18 protein-coding genes are annotated in these 17,151 nt (G+C 44.3%); 1 reads left to right on the top strand and 17 read right to left on the bottom strand.

Annotated elements, in window-relative coordinates; translation table 11 throughout:
* Positions 1 to 305: 305 nt before the first annotated feature.
* Entirely contained in the window at positions 306 to 1,811 is a 1,506-nt protein-coding gene (locus ACN0V2_RS05190; RefSeq protein WP_417549724.1) for a diguanylate cyclase, read from the bottom strand.
* A 124-nt stretch (positions 1,812 to 1,935) separates the two neighbouring features.
* The gene (locus ACN0V2_RS05185; RefSeq protein WP_417549723.1) at positions 1,936 to 2,304 is read right to left on the bottom strand and encodes a cupin domain-containing protein; all 369 of its coding nucleotides are present in this window, start codon (positions 2,302 to 2,304) and stop codon (positions 1,936 to 1,938) included.
* A gap of 126 nt (positions 2,305 to 2,430) precedes the next feature.
* On the opposite strand from ACN0V2_RS05185, the gene ACN0V2_RS05180 reads away from it, so the two are divergent.
* Positions 2,431 to 3,156 carry an alpha/beta hydrolase gene (locus ACN0V2_RS05180; protein ID WP_417549722.1) on the top strand — a complete coding sequence of 242 codons (726 nt, stop codon included), beginning with the start codon at positions 2,431 to 2,433 and terminating at the stop codon, positions 3,154 to 3,156.
* Positions 3,157 to 3,171: 15 nt separating this feature from the next.
* Here ACN0V2_RS05180 and cysK read toward each other — a convergent pair whose 3' ends face one another.
* The 15 genes from cysK to ACN0V2_RS05105 all read right to left on the bottom strand — a co-directional run bounded on the left by cysK (position 3,172) and on the right by ACN0V2_RS05105 (position 17,104).
* A complete protein-coding gene (gene cysK, locus ACN0V2_RS05175) occupies positions 3,172 to 4,128 on the bottom strand; it encodes a cysteine synthase A (RefSeq protein ID WP_417549721.1) in 957 nt (318 codons plus the stop codon).
* A 139-nt stretch (positions 4,129 to 4,267) separates the two neighbouring features.
* Entirely contained in the window at positions 4,268 to 4,732 is a 465-nt protein-coding gene (locus ACN0V2_RS05170) for a CBS domain-containing protein (protein ID WP_292356702.1), read from the bottom strand.
* Positions 4,733 to 4,752: 20 nt separating this feature from the next.
* Positions 4,753 to 4,956, bottom strand: a complete 204-nt coding sequence (gene nqrM, locus ACN0V2_RS05165) for a (Na+)-NQR maturation NqrM (protein ID WP_417549720.1) — start codon at positions 4,954 to 4,956, stop codon at positions 4,753 to 4,755.
* A 1-nt stretch (position 4,957) separates the two neighbouring features.
* Positions 4,958 to 6,175, bottom strand: coding sequence for an NADH:ubiquinone reductase (Na(+)-transporting) subunit F (gene nqrF, locus ACN0V2_RS05160; RefSeq protein ID WP_417549719.1), 1,218 nt, complete (start codon positions 6,173 to 6,175; stop codon positions 4,958 to 4,960).
* Positions 6,175 to 6,783: an NADH:ubiquinone reductase (Na(+)-transporting) subunit E gene (gene nqrE, locus ACN0V2_RS05155; RefSeq protein WP_417549718.1), complete on the bottom strand. Its 609-nt coding sequence runs from the start codon at positions 6,781 to 6,783 to the stop codon at positions 6,175 to 6,177. The genes nqrF and nqrE overlap by 1 nt, the downstream gene beginning before the upstream one ends.
* Entirely contained in the window at positions 6,784 to 7,446 is a 663-nt protein-coding gene (locus tag ACN0V2_RS05150; protein ID WP_417549717.1) for an NADH:ubiquinone reductase (Na(+)-transporting) subunit D, read from the bottom strand. It abuts the gene before it with no gap.
* Positions 7,446 to 8,273: a Na(+)-translocating NADH-quinone reductase subunit C gene (locus ACN0V2_RS05145; protein ID WP_417549716.1), complete on the bottom strand. Its 828-nt coding sequence runs from the start codon at positions 8,271 to 8,273 to the stop codon at positions 7,446 to 7,448. Before ACN0V2_RS05145 ends, ACN0V2_RS05150 begins: the two co-directional genes overlap by 1 nt.
* A 2-nt stretch (positions 8,274 to 8,275) precedes the next feature.
* Positions 8,276 to 9,484, bottom strand: coding sequence for an NADH:ubiquinone reductase (Na(+)-transporting) subunit B (locus ACN0V2_RS05140; protein ID WP_417549715.1), 1,209 nt, complete (start codon positions 9,482 to 9,484; stop codon positions 8,276 to 8,278).
* A gap of 2 nt (positions 9,485 to 9,486) precedes the next feature.
* Positions 9,487 to 10,836: a Na(+)-translocating NADH-quinone reductase subunit A gene (locus ACN0V2_RS05135; protein WP_417549714.1), complete on the bottom strand. Its 1,350-nt coding sequence runs from the start codon at positions 10,834 to 10,836 to the stop codon at positions 9,487 to 9,489.
* Positions 10,837 to 10,948: 112 nt separating this feature from the next.
* Positions 10,949 to 12,112, bottom strand: coding sequence for an MFS transporter (locus tag ACN0V2_RS05130; RefSeq protein ID WP_417549713.1), 1,164 nt, complete (start codon positions 12,110 to 12,112; stop codon positions 10,949 to 10,951).
* Positions 12,113 to 12,123: 11 nt separating this feature from the next.
* A complete protein-coding gene (gene aroC / locus ACN0V2_RS05125) occupies positions 12,124 to 13,221 on the bottom strand; it encodes a chorismate synthase (RefSeq protein ID WP_417549712.1) in 1,098 nt (365 codons plus the stop codon).
* A 13-nt stretch (positions 13,222 to 13,234) separates the two neighbouring features.
* Positions 13,235 to 14,593, bottom strand: coding sequence for a magnesium transporter (gene mgtE, locus ACN0V2_RS05120; RefSeq protein WP_417549711.1), 1,359 nt, complete (start codon positions 14,591 to 14,593; stop codon positions 13,235 to 13,237).
* Positions 14,594 to 14,682: 89 nt separating this feature from the next.
* Positions 14,683 to 16,434: a phosphoenolpyruvate--protein phosphotransferase gene (gene ptsP, locus ACN0V2_RS05115; protein WP_417549710.1), complete on the bottom strand. Its 1,752-nt coding sequence runs from the start codon at positions 16,432 to 16,434 to the stop codon at positions 14,683 to 14,685.
* On the bottom strand, positions 16,431 to 16,703 hold the full coding sequence (locus ACN0V2_RS05110) for an HPr family phosphocarrier protein (protein WP_417549709.1): 273 nt from the start codon (positions 16,701 to 16,703) through the stop codon (positions 16,431 to 16,433). The genes ptsP and ACN0V2_RS05110 overlap by 4 nt, the downstream gene beginning before the upstream one ends.
* The gene (locus ACN0V2_RS05105; protein WP_226071461.1) at positions 16,700 to 17,104 is read right to left on the bottom strand and encodes a PTS sugar transporter subunit IIA; all 405 of its coding nucleotides are present in this window, start codon (positions 17,102 to 17,104) and stop codon (positions 16,700 to 16,702) included. The genes ACN0V2_RS05110 and ACN0V2_RS05105 overlap by 4 nt, the downstream gene beginning before the upstream one ends.
* Positions 17,105 to 17,151: the final 47 nt, after the last annotated feature.

Below are 17,151 nucleotides of genomic sequence, written 5' to 3'. Positions count from 1 at the left end.
CCCATGTGAAAGTAGGTCACTGCCAGGCTTTATATATAAAACAAGCCCGACGCGAAAGCGCCGGGCTTTTTTTATATTCAAAACTTGTGGTGATTTAACTTGAGCATGGCAACCCCCATGTGACGAATCTGTCTGGAACAGATTTGGACGCCAGTAGGCGCCCGCAGGGTGAGATGCAGGGATGCATCTCATCAAAGTAGATCAAAAATAGAAGGCTACAGTTAACAGGGGTGGCCTTTTTTATTATCTATCGTTTAGACAAGGTGACCTACTTGAACGGAGTTTTGAATCAGCAAACTACTTGGTTAAATATCAACAAACTCTGTAGAAGAAACCACAACCTGATTACGCCCATTATTTTTTGCTTCATATAAAGCGATATCAGCAGCTTTAATGATGGCAGCTTTCTCAATGAGTGTATTGTGCAAAAAAGCTACACCAAATGATGCTGTAATAGGTGGAAGCGGTTTATTCTGATATAGCAATTCTAATGAACTGGTCTCCTGACAAAGCATTTCAGCACGCTTAATCAGATTGTCCTTATCGATATCCGGCATAATAATAATGAACTCTTCGCCACCATATCTACAGATAACATCACTACTACGAAAATGGCTTTTGAGCAGATTGGCATATTCGACAAGCACAATATCGCCGGCATCATGGCCATAATCATCATTAAATTTCTTAAAATGATCTATATCAGACATAATCAGACCAAGCCCATGCTTAGCACGTGCACAGCGATGGATTTCGCGTTCTAGACTTTCTTCCATAAAGCGACGATTAAAAAGGTAAGTTAAAGGATCGCGAACGGATTGTGATTGCAATGCTTCTTTGAGTTTTAAACTAACCAGTGATAATGCAAGATTATCTGCAGTAATTTTTACCAAACGTTTTCTGGATTCGACATAGTAGGTTTTTTCATCTCCAACTTTATGTTTTGCTCCATTAAACTCAATATGTAACATGCCAAGCATTTCGCCTTGGGCAATAATCGGTTCACAGATATAGTTGCTGACACTATCACTAACATGTTTGCATTTAAGCCTGCCATCGTTATCAAGAGTAGTATGTTCTTTACCCTGGCGAAGCGACCAGCAGTCATCTGGCGCAATTACTGGTGCACTTTTAATATGCTCTGTTATTCCCCAGGTAGTCATTGATTCTACCAAGGTTTTTTTGTCATTAAATAAATACAGAGCGCCAGTACAGTCGGGGAATATTTGTTCGGCATAATAGGAAACAATAGGGTAGGTTTCATCAACTGAACGACATACCTGAAGGTATGAATTGAGTTGATTGATCAGATTCATCTCATAGTTATATTGAGTCAATTCCTGATGAGATTTTTTAAGTTCGTCTTCTGATAGTTTTTGTTCAGTTATATCTGTTGAGGAGCCGACAAAACCAGAAAAACGGCCCTGTCCGTCAATATAAGGTTCACCATGATCAATAAAGTGCCTATATTCACCATCTCGGCGGCGTAAGCGGTATTCCATGGTGAACGGTTTATATGTCTCAAATGCATCTTTAAAAACTGTTAGACAATAATCTCGGTCATCAGGATGTAAAGCATTAAACCAAGCCTTACCACCTAGCTTGTCGACTTTTTCGCGACCGATAAAATTTTTATATTGGTTATTAGTAAAAATTACATTGCCATGAATATCAGTGAGCCAGAGTGTCACCGGTGCGTCTTCGGCTAGTGTTTGGAAATTAATTTCTTCCAATGTCATAGCCGGTGTTTGTTCGTTTACTTCATTCATTTCAGTATTCAACTCCGTTGTTGAACTGTTTCCTTGTTTCATAATTCATCCATTGAAAGTAGTAATCAAAACAAACGGCCCCCTGTTATATATAAATTAATTTTTTTATTTTATTGAGGCATTCATAAATGATAATTAAGCCTTACACGATGGCGAGCTCATAACATTAAGTCAAGTCGATTTGGTAATTGTCAGCTACGAAACGAGGGGTACATAAAGCAAGGAAAAGGAGATCTTGTGAGCCGGTATTAGTAATTCGCTGTCGGGTATTAGGCGGAATAAAGACCACATCACCGGGTGTTACTTTCTGAGGAGGATAATCACCAATTTCGACGACCCCACTACCTTCCATAATGACGTAGCGTTCGGTGGTTTCTCTCAACTGATGCCATTGGGTGGTGACACCAGATTCAACTCTGGCCTGAGCAATAGAGAGCTCAGGGTCTTCAGGTAGGTTGGAAAGTTCATTGATAAAACATCCCTCCTTAAAGAAGTACTCATTGCTATCCTGAAAATGTTGAATATGTGATTTCATGGGTTAATTGTAAACAGGGTGAAATGCTTTTAGCAAAATAACAAATTTTTAGTTTAAAAAATTCAAAAAAAGTATTTGGCATCTTCTATGCAGAATTTTTTATGTCACCCTTTAAGGAGGTGTTCCATGAAAATATTCATGTTTCTGTTTGTCATGCCATTTGCTGTACATGCTAATGACATCTCTTCTTGGAATCGTCTGATTCTGTCTGGTGGGTCACATATCATGATAGGCTTTGTGCCGCCTGATTTAAAGCAGGCGGAAATACTCAATATTTTTATTGAAGGGGATGGTGAACCTGGTGTTGCATTAAGGTTGGCGCAGGAAACTGGTGGAGATAGTGTATATATTGGTCGTCCCTGTCAGTATCTTAAAGCAACCCGATTTAACTCATGCAATCGTGAGTTGTGGACTTCACATCGTTACTCTCAGGCTGTAGTTGATTCAATGGATATTGCTATTTCTGAAATGAAAAAGCAGTATCACGCGAATCAAGTTCGTTTAGTCGGTTATTCTGGTGGCGGGGCTATCGCATCAATAATTGCATCAAAAAGGAGCGATGTTGCACTATTAGTGACCGTTGCAGGTAATCTCGATCATAAATGGTGGACTCAGTTTAATGAGACAGATCCTTTGAATGGATCTTTAAATCCAATAGATTACAGTACAGCTTTAGAATCAGTTCCGCAGGTACATTTGACAGGTGATCATGATTTTGTGGTGCCCGGATCGGTATTAATGTCCTATCTGTCGAAATTTAAAACGCGTGACAATGTGAAAAGCTACCTAGTAGGCGGTGCTGATCACACGTGCTGTTGGTCGATGGCTGTGGCTGCTGTATTAACGGAATGAATTAATAATGGCTGACTAGCCTAAGCTGGCCAGCCATTCATCGTCTGAACCTTCGTTCATACCTTCGAACAAATAAGTGGATAGGTAGCGTTCGCCAGTATCAGGTAACATTGCGAGAATAACTGAACCCTCTGGTGCATTCTCAGCGACTTTCATTGCTGCAGCGACAGTGGCACCACAAGACAATCCGCAGAAGATACCTTCTTCACTGGCTAAACGTAATGCCCAGCTTTTAGATTCTTCATCGGTTACCGGATATAGCTCGTCATAAACCTCACGATTTAACACATCCGGAATAAAATCCGGTGTCCAGCCCTGAATTTTATGAGGATGCCAATCATCTCCGGCCAACATTGAAGCTGCCGCAGGCTCTGTAGCAACAATTTTGGTGTCAGGTCTGGCAAGTTTTATCATTTCACCTGCCCCGGTTAATGTACCGCCTGTGCCCCAACCTGAGACCCAATAGTCCAGTTGTTTGCCAGCAAAGTCGCGCAGAATTTCCGGGCCGGTGGTGTTGCGATGAAAGGCCGGATTGGCCGGGTTTTCAAATTGCCGGGCAAGGAACCAGCCATGTTTTTCAGCAAGTTCTTCAGCTTTTTTTACCATCCCGGTGCCTTTTTCAGCTGCCGGAGTCAGAATAACTTTAGCCCCCATGGCCCGCATGATTTTTCGACGTTCAATGGAAAACGTTTCAACCATGGTGGCAACAAATGGGTATCCTTTTGCTGCACAAACCATTGCTAAAGCAATCCCGGTATTACCAGAAGTGGCTTCAACAACAGTTTGACCGGGTTTTAATACACCACGTTTTTCAGCGTCATCAATCACCGCAAATGCCAATCGATCCTTTACAGAAGCCATTGGGTTGAATGCTTCAACCTTAACGTACATTTCGACGTGTTTAGGAGCAATATTGTTTAAACGGACAATAGGGGTATTACCGATAGTATCAAGGATGCTGTTATAAATCATATAAGCTCAGTTTGATTTGATTGGAATAAACCAAAGCTTACACTAAATTGCTGGTGCAAAAAAATCCCCCATCAAAATTGTGGTGCATAAATAAAAACAGCCGCATAGCGGCTGTTTTATATGACAAATTATTTATCTGTTAGGAAACGCTGTTACTAACATGAATGTTTTGTTTTGTAGACTGTTTGGCTGGTTGCTTGCTGTCTGGGTTAGATGTCAGTTCCAATGCTTTAAGAATATTTTGTCTAGTAATTGATCCGACCAAACGATTTTCTTTAATTACTGGCAAACATTTATAGGCAGTTTTTAAAAACTTTTCAGCGACCTCAATGATTGATGCTTCAAAATCAATGGTCTCAACCTGGTTATGCATATACTCTTCAACTTTACCCGCTGATTCGCCTTGATAAGCAGCATTTAGCGCTACTTGCATACAGTCTTTTTCAGACAGAAAACCAATCAAATTACCATGTTGATCGATAACGGGAGCACCGGAAATTTTAAACTCAATCAGCTGATGAATGGCACGTAATACATCCATCTCAGGTGTGAAAGTGATCTTGGTGCCGTTCATATGATCTTTGACTTTGAGTGATGCAAGCATGGGCTACTCCCTGACGCTGTTTAGTTTTGTTGTTGTACCCGCTTACGGGCTTCACACTCTTCTTTTTCCTGAATTGAGCAAGCGCCTCCACAACTTCCAGATAGGCCAACTTGATTCAAGCCACCACAACTGCCTTTTATTGCTGAGCGACCAAAGATTACACCAATAGCCATAGCCGTAACAGCTAAAAGAATAATTGCAAATGCGGCAAGGAAAGTATTCATCTTAGCCTCCAAAATCATCAAGCATGATGTTTTCTGGTTCAACACCTAAATCTTCAAGCATTTTAATGACTGCTGAGTTCATCATCGGTGGACCGCACATATAAAATTCACAATCTTCTGGTGCAGGATGATTTTTGAGATAGTTTTCATAAATCACATTGTGAATAAAGCCGGTGTAGCCGGTCCAATTGTCTTCTGGTAAAGCATCAGATAAAGCGACATGCCAAGTGAAGTTGTCATTCTCAGCCGCTAACTCGTCAAAATCTTCAGTGTAAAACATCTCGCGTAAACTACGAGCGCCATACCAGAAGGTCATTTTACGTTTCGATTTCAGCCGGCGTAACTGATCAAAAATATGTGAACGCATTGGCGCCATACCAGCACCACCACCGATAAATACCATTTCTTTATCGGTATCTTTGGCAAAAAATTCGCCAAACGGACCCGAAATAGTGACTTTATCACCCTGTTTTAAATCAAAAATGTAAGAAGACATGATGCCTGGTGGTACATCATCGGCATTTGGCGGTGGTGACGCTATCCGCACATTCAGCATCACAATGCCTTTTTCTTCCGGATAATTAGCCATAGAGTAGGCGCGAACCACATTTTCTTTTACTACTGATTTGTAGCGCCATAAATCAAAGCGATCCCAATCAGGGCGGTATTCATCAGCAATGATAAAGTTTTTGTATTCAACCGTATGAGGTGGACATTCGATCTGGATAAAGCCACCTGCACGGAAATTAACGCTTTCACCTTCGGGTAACTCAAGAATCAACTCTTTAATAAATGTAGCAACATTGTCATTTGAGCGAACGGTACATTCCCACTTCTTAACACCGAATACTTCTTCCGGCACTTGAATCCGCATGTTCTGTTTAACGGCAACTTGGCATGATAAACGATCACCTTCAGCGGCTTCACGCTTAGTGATATGTGATTCTTCGGTAGGCAGAATTGAACCACCACCTTCAAAAATCTTTACCTTACATTGGGCACAGGTACCACCGCCGCCGCAGGCAGAAGAAACAAAAAGATTTGCATCGGCCAAAGCGCCTAATAATTTTCCGCCAGCCTTGGTTTTAATGGTTTTTTCATCATTAACGATAATTTCGATGTCACCCGTTGCGACCAATCTAGAGCGGGCACTAAGAATAACGAATACCAGCACCATGATGATGAGCGTGAAGAGAACAATGCCTAAGATGATTTCCATTAGAGTTGAATCCCCGAAAATGCCATGAACCCTAATGCCATTAATCCAGCAGTAATAAAGGTAATGCCAAGACCTTGTAAGCCATCAGGAACATCAGAATATTTAAGTTTTTCTCGGATACCTGCAATTGCTGTGATGGCTAATGCCCAACCAAGGCCACTGCCCACGCCATATACGGCACTTTCTGCTAAATTGTAATCACGTTCAACCATAAACAGTGTGCCACCTAAAATGGCGCAGTTCACCGTGATCAGCGGTAAGAAAATACCCAAGGCGTTGTACAACGCAGGTACATATTTATCCATTGCCATTTCAATGATTTGCACCATAGCAGCAATAACACCGATGTAACTGATAAGTCCCAAAAAGCTAAGATCTACATCTGGTAAGCCAGCCCAGGACAAGGCACCTTCTTTAAGCAGATATTGATAAATCAAATTGTTGGTCGGCACGGTGATGGCTTGAACCAAAACTACCGCAATACCAAGACCTAAAGCCGTTTCAATTTTTTTAGAAACCGCTAAGAAGGTACACATGCCTAAAAAGAAGGCGAGCGCCAAATTTTCAATAAAAATTGAGCGGATAAATAGGCTGAGATAGTGCTCCATTTACAATACCTCCGTGCGATGTACTTGATGAATCTGATAATCGGGCGCTTCCACCTGACGTGGTTTCCAGCTACGTATTGCCCATATCATCAAACCAATAATAAAAAACGCACTTGGAGGTAACAGCATCAACCCATTGGGTACATACCAACCGCCTTCATTTGCGACCGGAATAATAGTGTGTCCAAACAGTTTGCCTGCACCAAATAACTCACGGAAAAAAGCCACCACTAACAACACCACGCTGTAACCCAAGCCATTTCCTAAGCCATCAAGAAAGCTCATGCCAGGAGAGTTTTTCATTGCATACGCTTCTGCACGACCTAAAACGATACAGTTGGTGATAATCAAGCCCACAAATACCGATAATTGTTTACTGGCTTCATAGGCATAGGCTTTGAGGATCTGATCGACGATGATTACCAGCGAAGCGATGACCGTCATCTGCACAATAATGCGAATACTGGAAGGTATATGATGGCGAATTGAGCTAATAATAGCGCCAGAGAATGCCGTTACGGACGTCAAGGCAATGCACATGATCAGTGCAGCAGTCATATTGGTTGTTACTGCAAGAGCAGAACAAATACCTAAAACTTGTAACGTTATCGGATTATTGTCGATTATCGGATCGATAACATTATTTTTTGCTTGGCTTGCCATTAGTTATTCCCCCGTTCGGAACGCATACTTTGCAAATAAGGGCCAAATCCGTCCTCACCTAACCAAAACGTAATCATGTTAGAAACACCTTTACTGGTCAGTGTGGCGCCAGATAATCCATCAACCTTGTATTCTGCTTGTGGTGAATCGTTATCAACATAACCACGGGCAACCCTGAACTGTACGTTGCCGTTTTCATCGTATATTTTTTTGCCTTCCCATTTTGCTAACCAGCGTGGGTTTTCTATTTCACCACCCAAGCCTGGCGTTTCTGCGTGTTCGTAAAAACGCAAACCTTGAATGGTATTGAAATCGCTACCCAAGGAGAGAAAGCCATACATGGTCGACCATAAGCCGTAACCATGGATCGGAATAACTAATTGCTGAATTTCATCACCCTCACGCAGAATATATACTGGCGCATATTTGGCCCGAGAGCCTATTCCGGCGACGTCTTCCTGATTAGATAGTCTTACACCTAGATCAGGCGAACCAGCCGCTTTACGCTGATCATAAGTGGCCGGGTCAAGATCTGTTTCAGCATATTGACCGCTGGCCAGATCTACTAAACGAACCTCAAATTTTTCAAAAGCGGCTTCCATATCCATGCCCGGTTCATACTGATCGGTAACCGCCAGAATGTTTTGTCGTATATCGTTCTTTTGATTCACGACTTGGCGTGATTTCAAAGAAACTGCCGCTGTTGAAACCATCACCGAACACACTAGGCAAAGCAGAACGGCAATGAAGATAGTTTTTTTAGGGTCATCATTGGGCCGCTGCATCAGCTGACCCAAAAAACCTTTTTTCTGTGTGATTTCTGCCATGGTTAGCTTCGCTGTAGTCTTCGTTTAATGTTCGACTGAACGACAAAATAGTCGATAAGAGGGGCAAATATATTGGCGAATAGAATGGCCAGCATAATACCTTCGGGGAAGGCTGGATTAACTACCCGTATAAGAACCGTCATAAATCCTATTAATATGCCGTAAATCCATCGGCCTTTATTGGTCATCGCAGCAGACACCGGGTCGGTTGCCATAAAAACCATACCAAAGGCAAAACCGCCAAGAGATAAATGCCAATACCAAGGCAAACCAAACATCGGATTGGTATCACTACCTATCATGTTAAATAGCCAAGATGTCGCGAGCATGCCGATAAACACACCGAAAATAATACGGAAAGAGGCAATCCGGGTATAAAGCAGAAACGCTGCACCAATTAAGATGGCCAAAGTCGATGTTTCACCAAGCGAACCTGGCATATGACCAATAAAAGTTTGTGTCCAAGTGTAACCCGCTTCGGTAACTGCCTCCAAACCACCTAATGCTGCTAAAGCAAGGGGAGTTGCGCCGGTATAACCATCAATGGCTGTCCAGACGGCATCACCAGACATTTGTGCAGGATAGGCAAAGTATAAAAATGCGCGGCCTGTTAATGCCGGATTCAAAAAGTTTTTGCCTGTGCCACCAAATACTTCTTTACCGATAACTACACCAAAAATAATACCCAAAGCAACCTGCCACAGCGGAGTTGATGGTGGCAAGGTCAAACTGTAGAGCATTGAAGTCACCAAAAAGCCTTCATTGACCTCATGGTTTCTAACGGCAGCAAAAATCACTTCAAAGGTGCCGCCGGCTATTAACGTTGTTAGATATATCGGTAAAAAATAGAGCAAGCCGTGGAACATGTTAGAGAACATGCTATTGGGATCGTAGCCAACACCAAAACTGGTCAGAATCCAACCGCGCCAGCCCTCGAGTGTCGACATGCCCAATTGGGCCATGGCGCTATTTGCCTGATAGCCTGTGTTCCAAAGCATCAACATTAACACTGGCAGGGTAGCGAGTACGACATAACTCATCACCCGCTTAAGGTCGATACCATCGCGAACATGAGGAGAACCGCGGGTTACATCGCCTGGGCTATATATGAAAGTGTCGATCATTTCATAGACGGCAAAGTACTTCTCGTAAGGTCCGCCTTTTTGGAATGATGGCTCTATCCTGTCTAGGAATCGTCTTAAACGCGCCATGGTTATCCTTCTTTTTCTATTTGTGTAAGATTGGCTCTCAGCGCAGGGCCATAATCATATTTGCCTGAACAAACATATGAACATAAGGCCAAGTCTTCTTCATCTAACTCAAGACACCCCAATGCCTGAGCAGAATCTGTATCTCTGACCAATAAAGCTCTCAGCAGTTGCGTAGGCAAAATATCCAACGGCATTACGGTTTCAAAAACACCGACAGGAACCATGGCGCGTGGACTGCCATTTTGTGCCGTGGTCAGCGGTAACTCTTTTTTGCCTAAAAGTTTGCTGAAAAACACATTCAATGCAGAATATTTATTGGCTCCACCTGGACGAATCCAACCCAAGATTTCCCGATGAGTACCTTCTTCAAGAACTGAGATCTGGTTATGAAAACGTCCAAGAAAAGCTGCCCAGTTATTGGCTGTATGGCCATTGTAGACTGAGCCTGAGATAACCCGCGAGCGCACATTTTGCCCTTCACCGCGAACTAAATCTTCGGTGTTCGCGCCAAGTCGTGTGCGGATTAATCGAGGATTATTCACCATAGGGCCTGCCAGCGAAATAATCCGCTCTACCCACAGGAAGCCTGTAGTAAACAGTTTACCAATGGCAATTACGTCCTGATAACCGATATGCCACACAGTTTTTTTGACGCTGACTGGTTCAATAAAGTGAATATGTGTACCAACTAGGCCTGCTGGGTGTGGCCCTGAAAAAGTAGGTGTTTCAAGGTCTTGAAGATCAGGGGTCGGTAAAGCAGCCTTAGGTGATTGACAGAGATAGAGTTTACCGCTGCTCAGATGACTGAGTACCGTCAAGCCGTTACGGAAATCCTCAGCATACTCATTAATAATCAGATTGGGATCGGCAGCTAGGGGATTGGTATCAATGGCCGTTATAAAAATTGCCTTGGGTTCGCTGCTCAGTTCTGGTGTTTTGCTGTAGGGGCGAGTGCGCAGTGCTGTCCATAAACCGGATTCCACCAGATTCTGCTGCACTTGATCACGATTGAGTGTGGGCAATTCATTTGGAGGATAGTGTTTAAAAGTGACCTCATCATCACCTTCTAGCTCAATGACGACAGACTGTAATGCGCGTTTTGCACCACGATTAATCGCTTTAACAATACCTGCTCCAGGAGAGGTATACATCACGCCGGGTATTTTTTTATCAGTGAATAATGCTTCACCTAACTTAACCCGCTGACCCTCTTCAACCAGCATTGTCGGTTTCATACCGACATATTCGTGACCCAACACAGCAACAGTTTCCACCGAATTAGCTTGGCTAATTTTTTGTTCCGGAGCACCAGCAAGGGGCAATGTCAGCCCTTTCTTAATTGAGAAATGCATATCCCACCTAGTCAGAAGCAGTGCATGAGCACTGTTGGCTTTCGAAATTATCAACGTAGGAGTATAGCGGCTTTGCAGTACTAATGGGAAGCTTAGCACGCTATATGATTGGTTATTTTATCTGGGAAGATTTCGCTGGTTTAAGCCAGACAAACCCAATTAAAAAAGCACTGCTAGCGGTTAATGCTGCCAGCATAAAAGTCATTTCTGGGCCTGGCGTTAACCATAGATAACCACTTAATAAGCTACCTACCGCACCACCAGCACCAAAGCTCATGCTACTGTATAGCGCCTGCCCACGTCCTTGATTACGCCCGGTAAAGTGTTGATGAACCCACGCGATAGCCGCAGCGTGGTAGGCCCCGTAACTAGCTGCATGTAACGATTGTGCGGCAATAAGCATAAAAATATGATCGGCATATAGCGCGATCAGCAACCAACGAAAAGCTGCCAGAATAAGGCTAGCAAGTAATACTTTGCTGATGCCAAAACGAGGGAGCCAGCGATGCATAACCAAAAACACCATCAATTCGGCAACCACGCCTAACGCCCATAGCTGACCAATCAACGTACGGCTATAACCGTGTTGTTCCAGATAAATACTGTAAAACGTATAGTAAGGTCCATGACTGACCAGCATTAAAAAGCAGATTGCCAAAAAAGCACGCACTGCAGGTTGTTTGAGCATTTGTCTGATTGGAATATGATTCAGACTGAGATGACGACTGGCTGATTCGGGAACCGTCAGACTTATCAGCCAGATTCCACCAATTGATACCAACAAAGCATAAGGCACTATGCCAGCATCATAGCGATCCATGAGCCAGCCAAGAGCGGCCACCACACAAATAAATCCAATGGAACCCCATACACGGATTTTGCTGTAGTGATGGCTGTGTTCACCAAGATGCTGCAGGGTAGTGACTTCAAATTGAGGCAGTGAGGCATTCCAGAAAAAACTGAAGAGCATCATCACGAAGGCGATCCAGTAATAACTTTGCGAGATAAAAATGGCCGAGAAAGCCAAAATACTGAGAAAACTTGCCAGTCGTACGATACGCATTCGCTGGCCACGATGATCGGCAATCCAGCCCCAGACATTTGGCGCGATTATCCTGGTGGCCAACAGGATGGCAGTTAATTCACCAATTTGCCTAGCGCTAAAACCTTCCCATTGCAGGTAGAGGCCCCAGTAAGGCACCAGAATGCCCAGGGTCGCAAAATAAAAAAGATAAAACCCTGACAGTCGCCAGTAGGGTAGACCGAAAAGAGGCACCAATGATCAGATTAGGCTTGCGCCGGAATGATAGGAGTATCAGTGGTAACATCCATATTCTGCGCACGATGACGCAACATATGGTCCATTAATACCAAGGCCAGCATCGCTTCAGCAATTGGCGTAGCGCGAATGCCGACACAGGGATCATGTCGACCATGGGTGACCACTTCGATAGGTTCTCCTCGCGTATTAATGCTACGACCCGGTATACGCAAGCTAGATGTGGGTTTGAGCGCCATGCTGACCAGCAAATCCTGTCCACTGGATATGCCGCCTAAGGTGCCACCCGCATGATTACTTAAAAAACCTTCCGGAGTCATTTCATCGCGATGCTCAGTGCCTTTTTGAGTGACCGATTCAAATCCGGCGCCGATTTCTACCCCTTTTACCGCATTGATACTCATCATCGCATGAGCGATATCGGCATCCAGGCGATCAAAGATTGGCTCGCCCAAACCAGGTGGAACATGACGGGCAATCACATTAATGCGAGCGCCAATAGAATTACCTTCCTTGCGTAAGGCATCCATATAGTCTTCCAGTTGGCTTTCAATATTAGGATCCGGATTGAAAAACAAACTATTTTCAATATGAGCCCAATCCAGCGTTTCGGCTTTAATTGGGCCAAGCTGGCTCAAATAACCCTTGATTTCGATGCCATAACGTTGTTTGAGAAATTTTTTGGCAATTCCTCCAGCAGCGACACGCATCGCGGTTTCACGTGCAGATGAACGTCCACCTCCACGATAGTCACGAAAACCGTATTTATGCTGATAGGCATAATCTGCGTGAGCGGGGCGAAATTGTTCAGCGATATTGCCGTAATCTTTAGAGCGCTGATCAACGTTTTCGATCAATAAACCAATTGGGGTGCCGGTGGTTTTGCCTTCAAAAATGCCGGAGAGAATTTTGACTTGATCGGGTTCGCGGCGCTGTGTTTCATGGCGACTTTTGCCAGGACGTCGACGATCTAGATCACCTTGCAGATCCGCTTCAGACAATTCCAGTCCTGGAGGACAGCCATCCACAATGCAGCCCAGCGCTGTGCCGTGACTTTCGCCAAAGGTGGTGACGGTAAAGAGTTTTCCAAAACTGTTGCCTGACATAATAAAATCCGAGTTAAACGATAAACAGAGTAGCAAATCCAAGAAAAGCCATAAATCCAACCACATCGGTGACAGTGGTTAATAACACACTGCCTGATAAAGCCGGATCAATTCCGATACGTTTTAATGCCAAAGGAATTGTGACACCTGCGATGGCTGCAGCTGTCATATTAACAATTATGGCCGCACCGATCATAACGCCGAGTAAAAAATTACCAAACCATACGTAGGTCATAAAGGCGATGACAAAAGCCCAAATTACGCCATTAGCCATGCCGACCAGAAATTCTTTACGCAATAACCAGCGTTGGTTTTTATCATTCAATTGACCCAAAGCCATTGAGCGAATGACCAGTGTCAAAGTCTGACTGCCAGCAATACCGCCCATACTGGCAACTATAGGCATCAATACAGCTAATGCCACCAGTTTTTCAATCGTGGCATCAAACAGCCCAATAACCCCTGCCGCTAAAAAAGCGGTGATCAGATTAATTCCCAGCCAAACGGAACGGCGATGGATGCTTTTTTTGACAGGAGCAAAGGTATCTTCATCTTCACTTAAACCGGCCATACTCAATAAAGAGTGTTCGGCTTCATCACGGATAACGTCTACCACGTCATCGATAGTAATACGGCCTAGCAGGTGATTATCTTTATCGACTACCGGCGCGGAAAGCAGATCGTGTTTTTCAAATCGATGTGCCACATCGTGATCCGACATATTCGCCGGGATAGCCTCGACCTGATGCGACATCGCTTCACGAACGGTAAGAGAACGACTGCGACTGACGACTTGCGACAAGCGCAATGTACCGAGATATTTGTCTTGATGATCAACGACGTACAAGCTATCCGTGTTTTCCGGTAGTTCTCCGTACATACGCAAATAACGTAATACCACCTCTAGTGTAATGTCAGAACGCACGGTGACCACATCGGTGTTCATCAAGCCACCGGCCGTGTCCTCTTCAAATGCCAGGATAGCTTCAACACGACGACGGCGTTGTGAGTCCATTGCTCGCAACACTTCTTGCATCACATGGCCAGGGAGATCCTGCAGAATATCGGCCACGTCATCGGTATCAAGATCTTCTGTTGCGCTCAACAGATCTGCCGTATCCATACCGGTCATCAAACCGGTACGAACATCTTCACCAATATAGGAAAGTACTTCACCCCGTAACTCGGGATTAATAATGGGCCAGCAAACTTGACGTTCAGCTGGTGGCAGGGATTCCAATAGATGAGCCGTTTCAGCTGGATGTAAGCTAGCTAATAAGCGGCGCATTCTGACGAAACGGCCACTTTTTAGCGCCTCGGAAAATGCATTCAGCGAGTGATTGAGACTGCGGTGTTTGTCCAGCTCAGACATATCCGGCTCCAGAGGGCGTCGGTTCTTGTAGGGGGAGGTTTTGCAGGCTATTTTAGCCTGCTTACCTTGTGCTGGATAGCGTTAAATCGCTAGTGATGAATCGGTGCGTTGATTTGTTCAAGTAACATATCCGCCTCAAGTGCATCGGAAACTTCCATAATGCTTAGCGTGTTTGCTGGTAATAAACTTAAATCAGTTTCGTTGATAATCTGTTTTATTTCCAACAACGCATTTGGATGCATACTGAAATGTTCCAACCCCATTGCCAGTAATAGACGCGTATAGCGTGGATCACCAGCCATTTCACCGCACATTGATACAGGCACATTAAATTTTCTGCCAGCTTCTAACGTCATATGAATTAGGCGTAAAACAGCAGGGTGCAACGGGTCATAGAGATAGTTGACCGTGTCATCAATACGGTCAATTGCCAGTGTGTATTGAATCAAATCATTGGTGCCGATAGATAGGAAATCGACATGGCGAGCAAACATTTCGGCACAAACTGCGCTGGCAGGAATTTCGATCATGGCGCCTATCTCCACCTGACGATCATATTCCAGGCCTTCTTTGTCTAGTTCGATTTTGCATTGTTCTAGTAAATTACGTGCTTGCAGTAGCTCATGCATCGTAGAAATCATTGGGAACATGATTTTAATTTTGCCGTATGCCGAAGCTCGCAAAATGGCTCTTAACTGAGTTCGGAACATCGCGGGTTGAGTAAGACAAAGCCGAATAGCCCGTAAACCCAAAGCTGGATTGGTCACCACGGTTTGCGTTAAATGACGACCGCCATCCACCGTTTTATCGGCACCTAAGTCAAAAGTACGAATGGTCACAGGCTGATTATTCATGCCTTCTACCACATCGCGATAAGCCGCGAGTTGTTCTTCCTCTTCGGGTGGTGCTAAACGGTTCATATAGAGAAATTCTGTTCGATACAACCCAATACCCTGTGCTCCGGCATTACTAATCGTAGTGATATCTTCTGGTAGTTCAGCATTAGCGAGTAGGGTAATGGTCTTGCCATCTCGGGTGCGGGTGGGCTGCGATTTATAGCGACTCAGCGATGAAATATGTTCATCAAAAGCAATGCGGCGCTGTTGATATTCCTTGAGCGTGCCTTCATCCGCACCGGCAATCATAATGCCGGCCTCACCATCGACGATCAGGGGTTCATTGTCCTGTACATAACGACGGACAGACTCCACACCAACAATTGCTGGAATACCCAGACTACGTGCCAGGATTGTAGTATGCGAAGTCGCACCACCATGTTCGGTAACAAAGGCGGCAATCCCTTGATGCTGCATTAACACAGTATCAGCTGGGGTCAGGTCTTCGGCGATGATGATATGGCCTTTTAGCCGCCCATCGGCGATTTCATGATCGGCTACTTCCTGATCCGCTAAAATCCGATGAACACGATTGACCACATGATCGACATCATCACGCCGCGTACGCAAATACGGGTCATCCATTTCATTGAAGACATTTATCAGTGCATCACGTTGTAATTGCAACGCCCATTCAGCATTACAGCGTCGCTGGCGGATCATATCGACTGGCACTTTGGTCAGTGATGAATCATTGAGCATCAAAATATGCGTATCAATAAAAGATTTTACGTCCGCGGGAGCATTTGCCGGGATGTGATCTCGGATTGACTTAAGTTGCTGCTTGGCCTGTTCGAGGGCATCCAACAATCGTTCGACTTCTTGTTCAATAGAAAATGCCGGAATCAGATATTCACGAACATCTGGTTGATTGTGAAACAGTATATGGGCACGGCCGATAGCAATGCCTCGAGAAACGCCAATGCCTTGTAACTCTAACGTCATTGGCCCTCTCCGAAGTAATTGGCAATTAACTCGCCAATTGCCTGTAGTGCAGATTCGGCATCATCACCTTCTGCTGTTACCTGGATTTCGGTACCTTTAGCCGCCGCTAGCATCATGACGCCCATGATACTTTTGCCATTTACCTGGCGGTTATCACGCGAAACGAGGATGTCCGAACTGAATTCTGAGGCTGTAGTGACAAACTTAGCTGCCGCTCGCGCATGCAAACCCAGACGATTAATAATGGTGAAAGTTTGTTCTTGTTTCATGGACGGTACCCTGAGTGGTGACAACGTACAATGCCTTCCTGGCCACCACTTACCGCTTTGTTTTCAAGTTCATCAAGGCTTAAAGTTGGATAGTTTAAAACACGGATTAGCATAGGAAGATTAAGCCCGGAAACAATTCTGATATCTTCACGATCAGAAACCGCACAGGCAATATTGCTCGGGGTAGAACCAAACATATCGGTCAAAATTAAAATACCATTACCCTGATCAAGTCCGATCAGTTCACCATCCAGCTGTTTACGGATGGCATCCGGATTATCTTTAACTTCGATAGAGATAACTTTGGTGGGCAACGGACAACAGGACAACATTTGTCGGGCCGTGTTAATCAACTCGGTGCCGATATGGTTGTGCGATACGATTAAAATACCTACGGTCATTTTGGTTCTCTTGGTCACCAGCAACAGTCAGACTGGAAGGGCAATTT

The sequence above is a fragment of the Methylophaga sp. genome, assembly GCF_048266885.1.
GTDB lineage: Bacteria > Pseudomonadota > Gammaproteobacteria > Nitrosococcales > Methylophagaceae > Methylophaga.
This window is presented reverse-complemented; position numbering and strand designations above follow the sequence as displayed.

Excerpts from the sequence above, each read along its gene's own strand:
- ACN0V2_RS05190 (WP_417549724.1), bottom strand. The coding sequence starts at position 1,811 with ATGAAACAAGGAAACAGTTCAACAACGGAGTTGAATACTGAAATGAAT.
- aroC (WP_417549712.1), bottom strand. The coding sequence starts at position 13,221 with ATGTCAGGCAACAGTTTTGGAAAACTCTTTACCGTCACCACCTTTGGC.
- nqrF (WP_417549719.1), bottom strand. The coding sequence starts at position 6,175 with ATGGAAATCATCTTAGGCATTGTTCTCTTCACGCTCATCATCATGGTG.
- ACN0V2_RS05185 (WP_417549723.1), bottom strand. The coding sequence starts at position 2,304 with ATGAAATCACATATTCAACATTTTCAGGATAGCAATGAGTACTTCTTT.
- ptsP (WP_417549710.1), bottom strand. The coding sequence starts at position 16,434 with ATGACGTTAGAGTTACAAGGCATTGGCGTTTCTCGAGGCATTGCTATC.
- mgtE (WP_417549711.1), bottom strand. The coding sequence starts at position 14,593 with ATGTCTGAGCTGGACAAACACCGCAGTCTCAATCACTCGCTGAATGCA.
- cysK (WP_417549721.1), bottom strand. The coding sequence starts at position 4,128 with ATGATTTATAACAGCATCCTTGATACTATCGGTAATACCCCTATTGTC.
- ACN0V2_RS05140 (WP_417549715.1), bottom strand. The coding sequence starts at position 9,484 with ATGGCGCGTTTAAGACGATTCCTAGACAGGATAGAGCCATCATTCCAA.
- ACN0V2_RS05145 (WP_417549716.1), bottom strand. The coding sequence starts at position 8,273 with ATGGCAGAAATCACACAGAAAAAAGGTTTTTTGGGTCAGCTGATGCAG.
- ACN0V2_RS05180 (WP_417549722.1), top strand. The coding sequence starts at position 2,431 with ATGAAAATATTCATGTTTCTGTTTGTCATGCCATTTGCTGTACATGCT.
- ACN0V2_RS05110 (WP_417549709.1), bottom strand. The coding sequence starts at position 16,703 with ATGAAACAAGAACAAACTTTCACCATTATTAATCGTCTGGGTTTGCAT.
- ACN0V2_RS05135 (WP_417549714.1), bottom strand. The coding sequence starts at position 10,836 with ATGCATTTCTCAATTAAGAAAGGGCTGACATTGCCCCTTGCTGGTGCT.
- nqrM (WP_417549720.1), bottom strand. The coding sequence starts at position 4,956 with ATGAATACTTTCCTTGCCGCATTTGCAATTATTCTTTTAGCTGTTACG.
- nqrE (WP_417549718.1), bottom strand. The coding sequence starts at position 6,783 with ATGGAGCACTATCTCAGCCTATTTATCCGCTCAATTTTTATTGAAAAT.
- ACN0V2_RS05150 (WP_417549717.1), bottom strand. The coding sequence starts at position 7,446 with ATGGCAAGCCAAGCAAAAAATAATGTTATCGATCCGATAATCGACAAT.
- ACN0V2_RS05170 (WP_292356702.1), bottom strand. The coding sequence starts at position 4,732 with ATGCTTGCATCACTCAAAGTCAAAGATCATATGAACGGCACCAAGATC.
- ACN0V2_RS05105 (WP_226071461.1), bottom strand. The coding sequence starts at position 17,104 with ATGACCGTAGGTATTTTAATCGTATCGCACAACCATATCGGCACCGAG.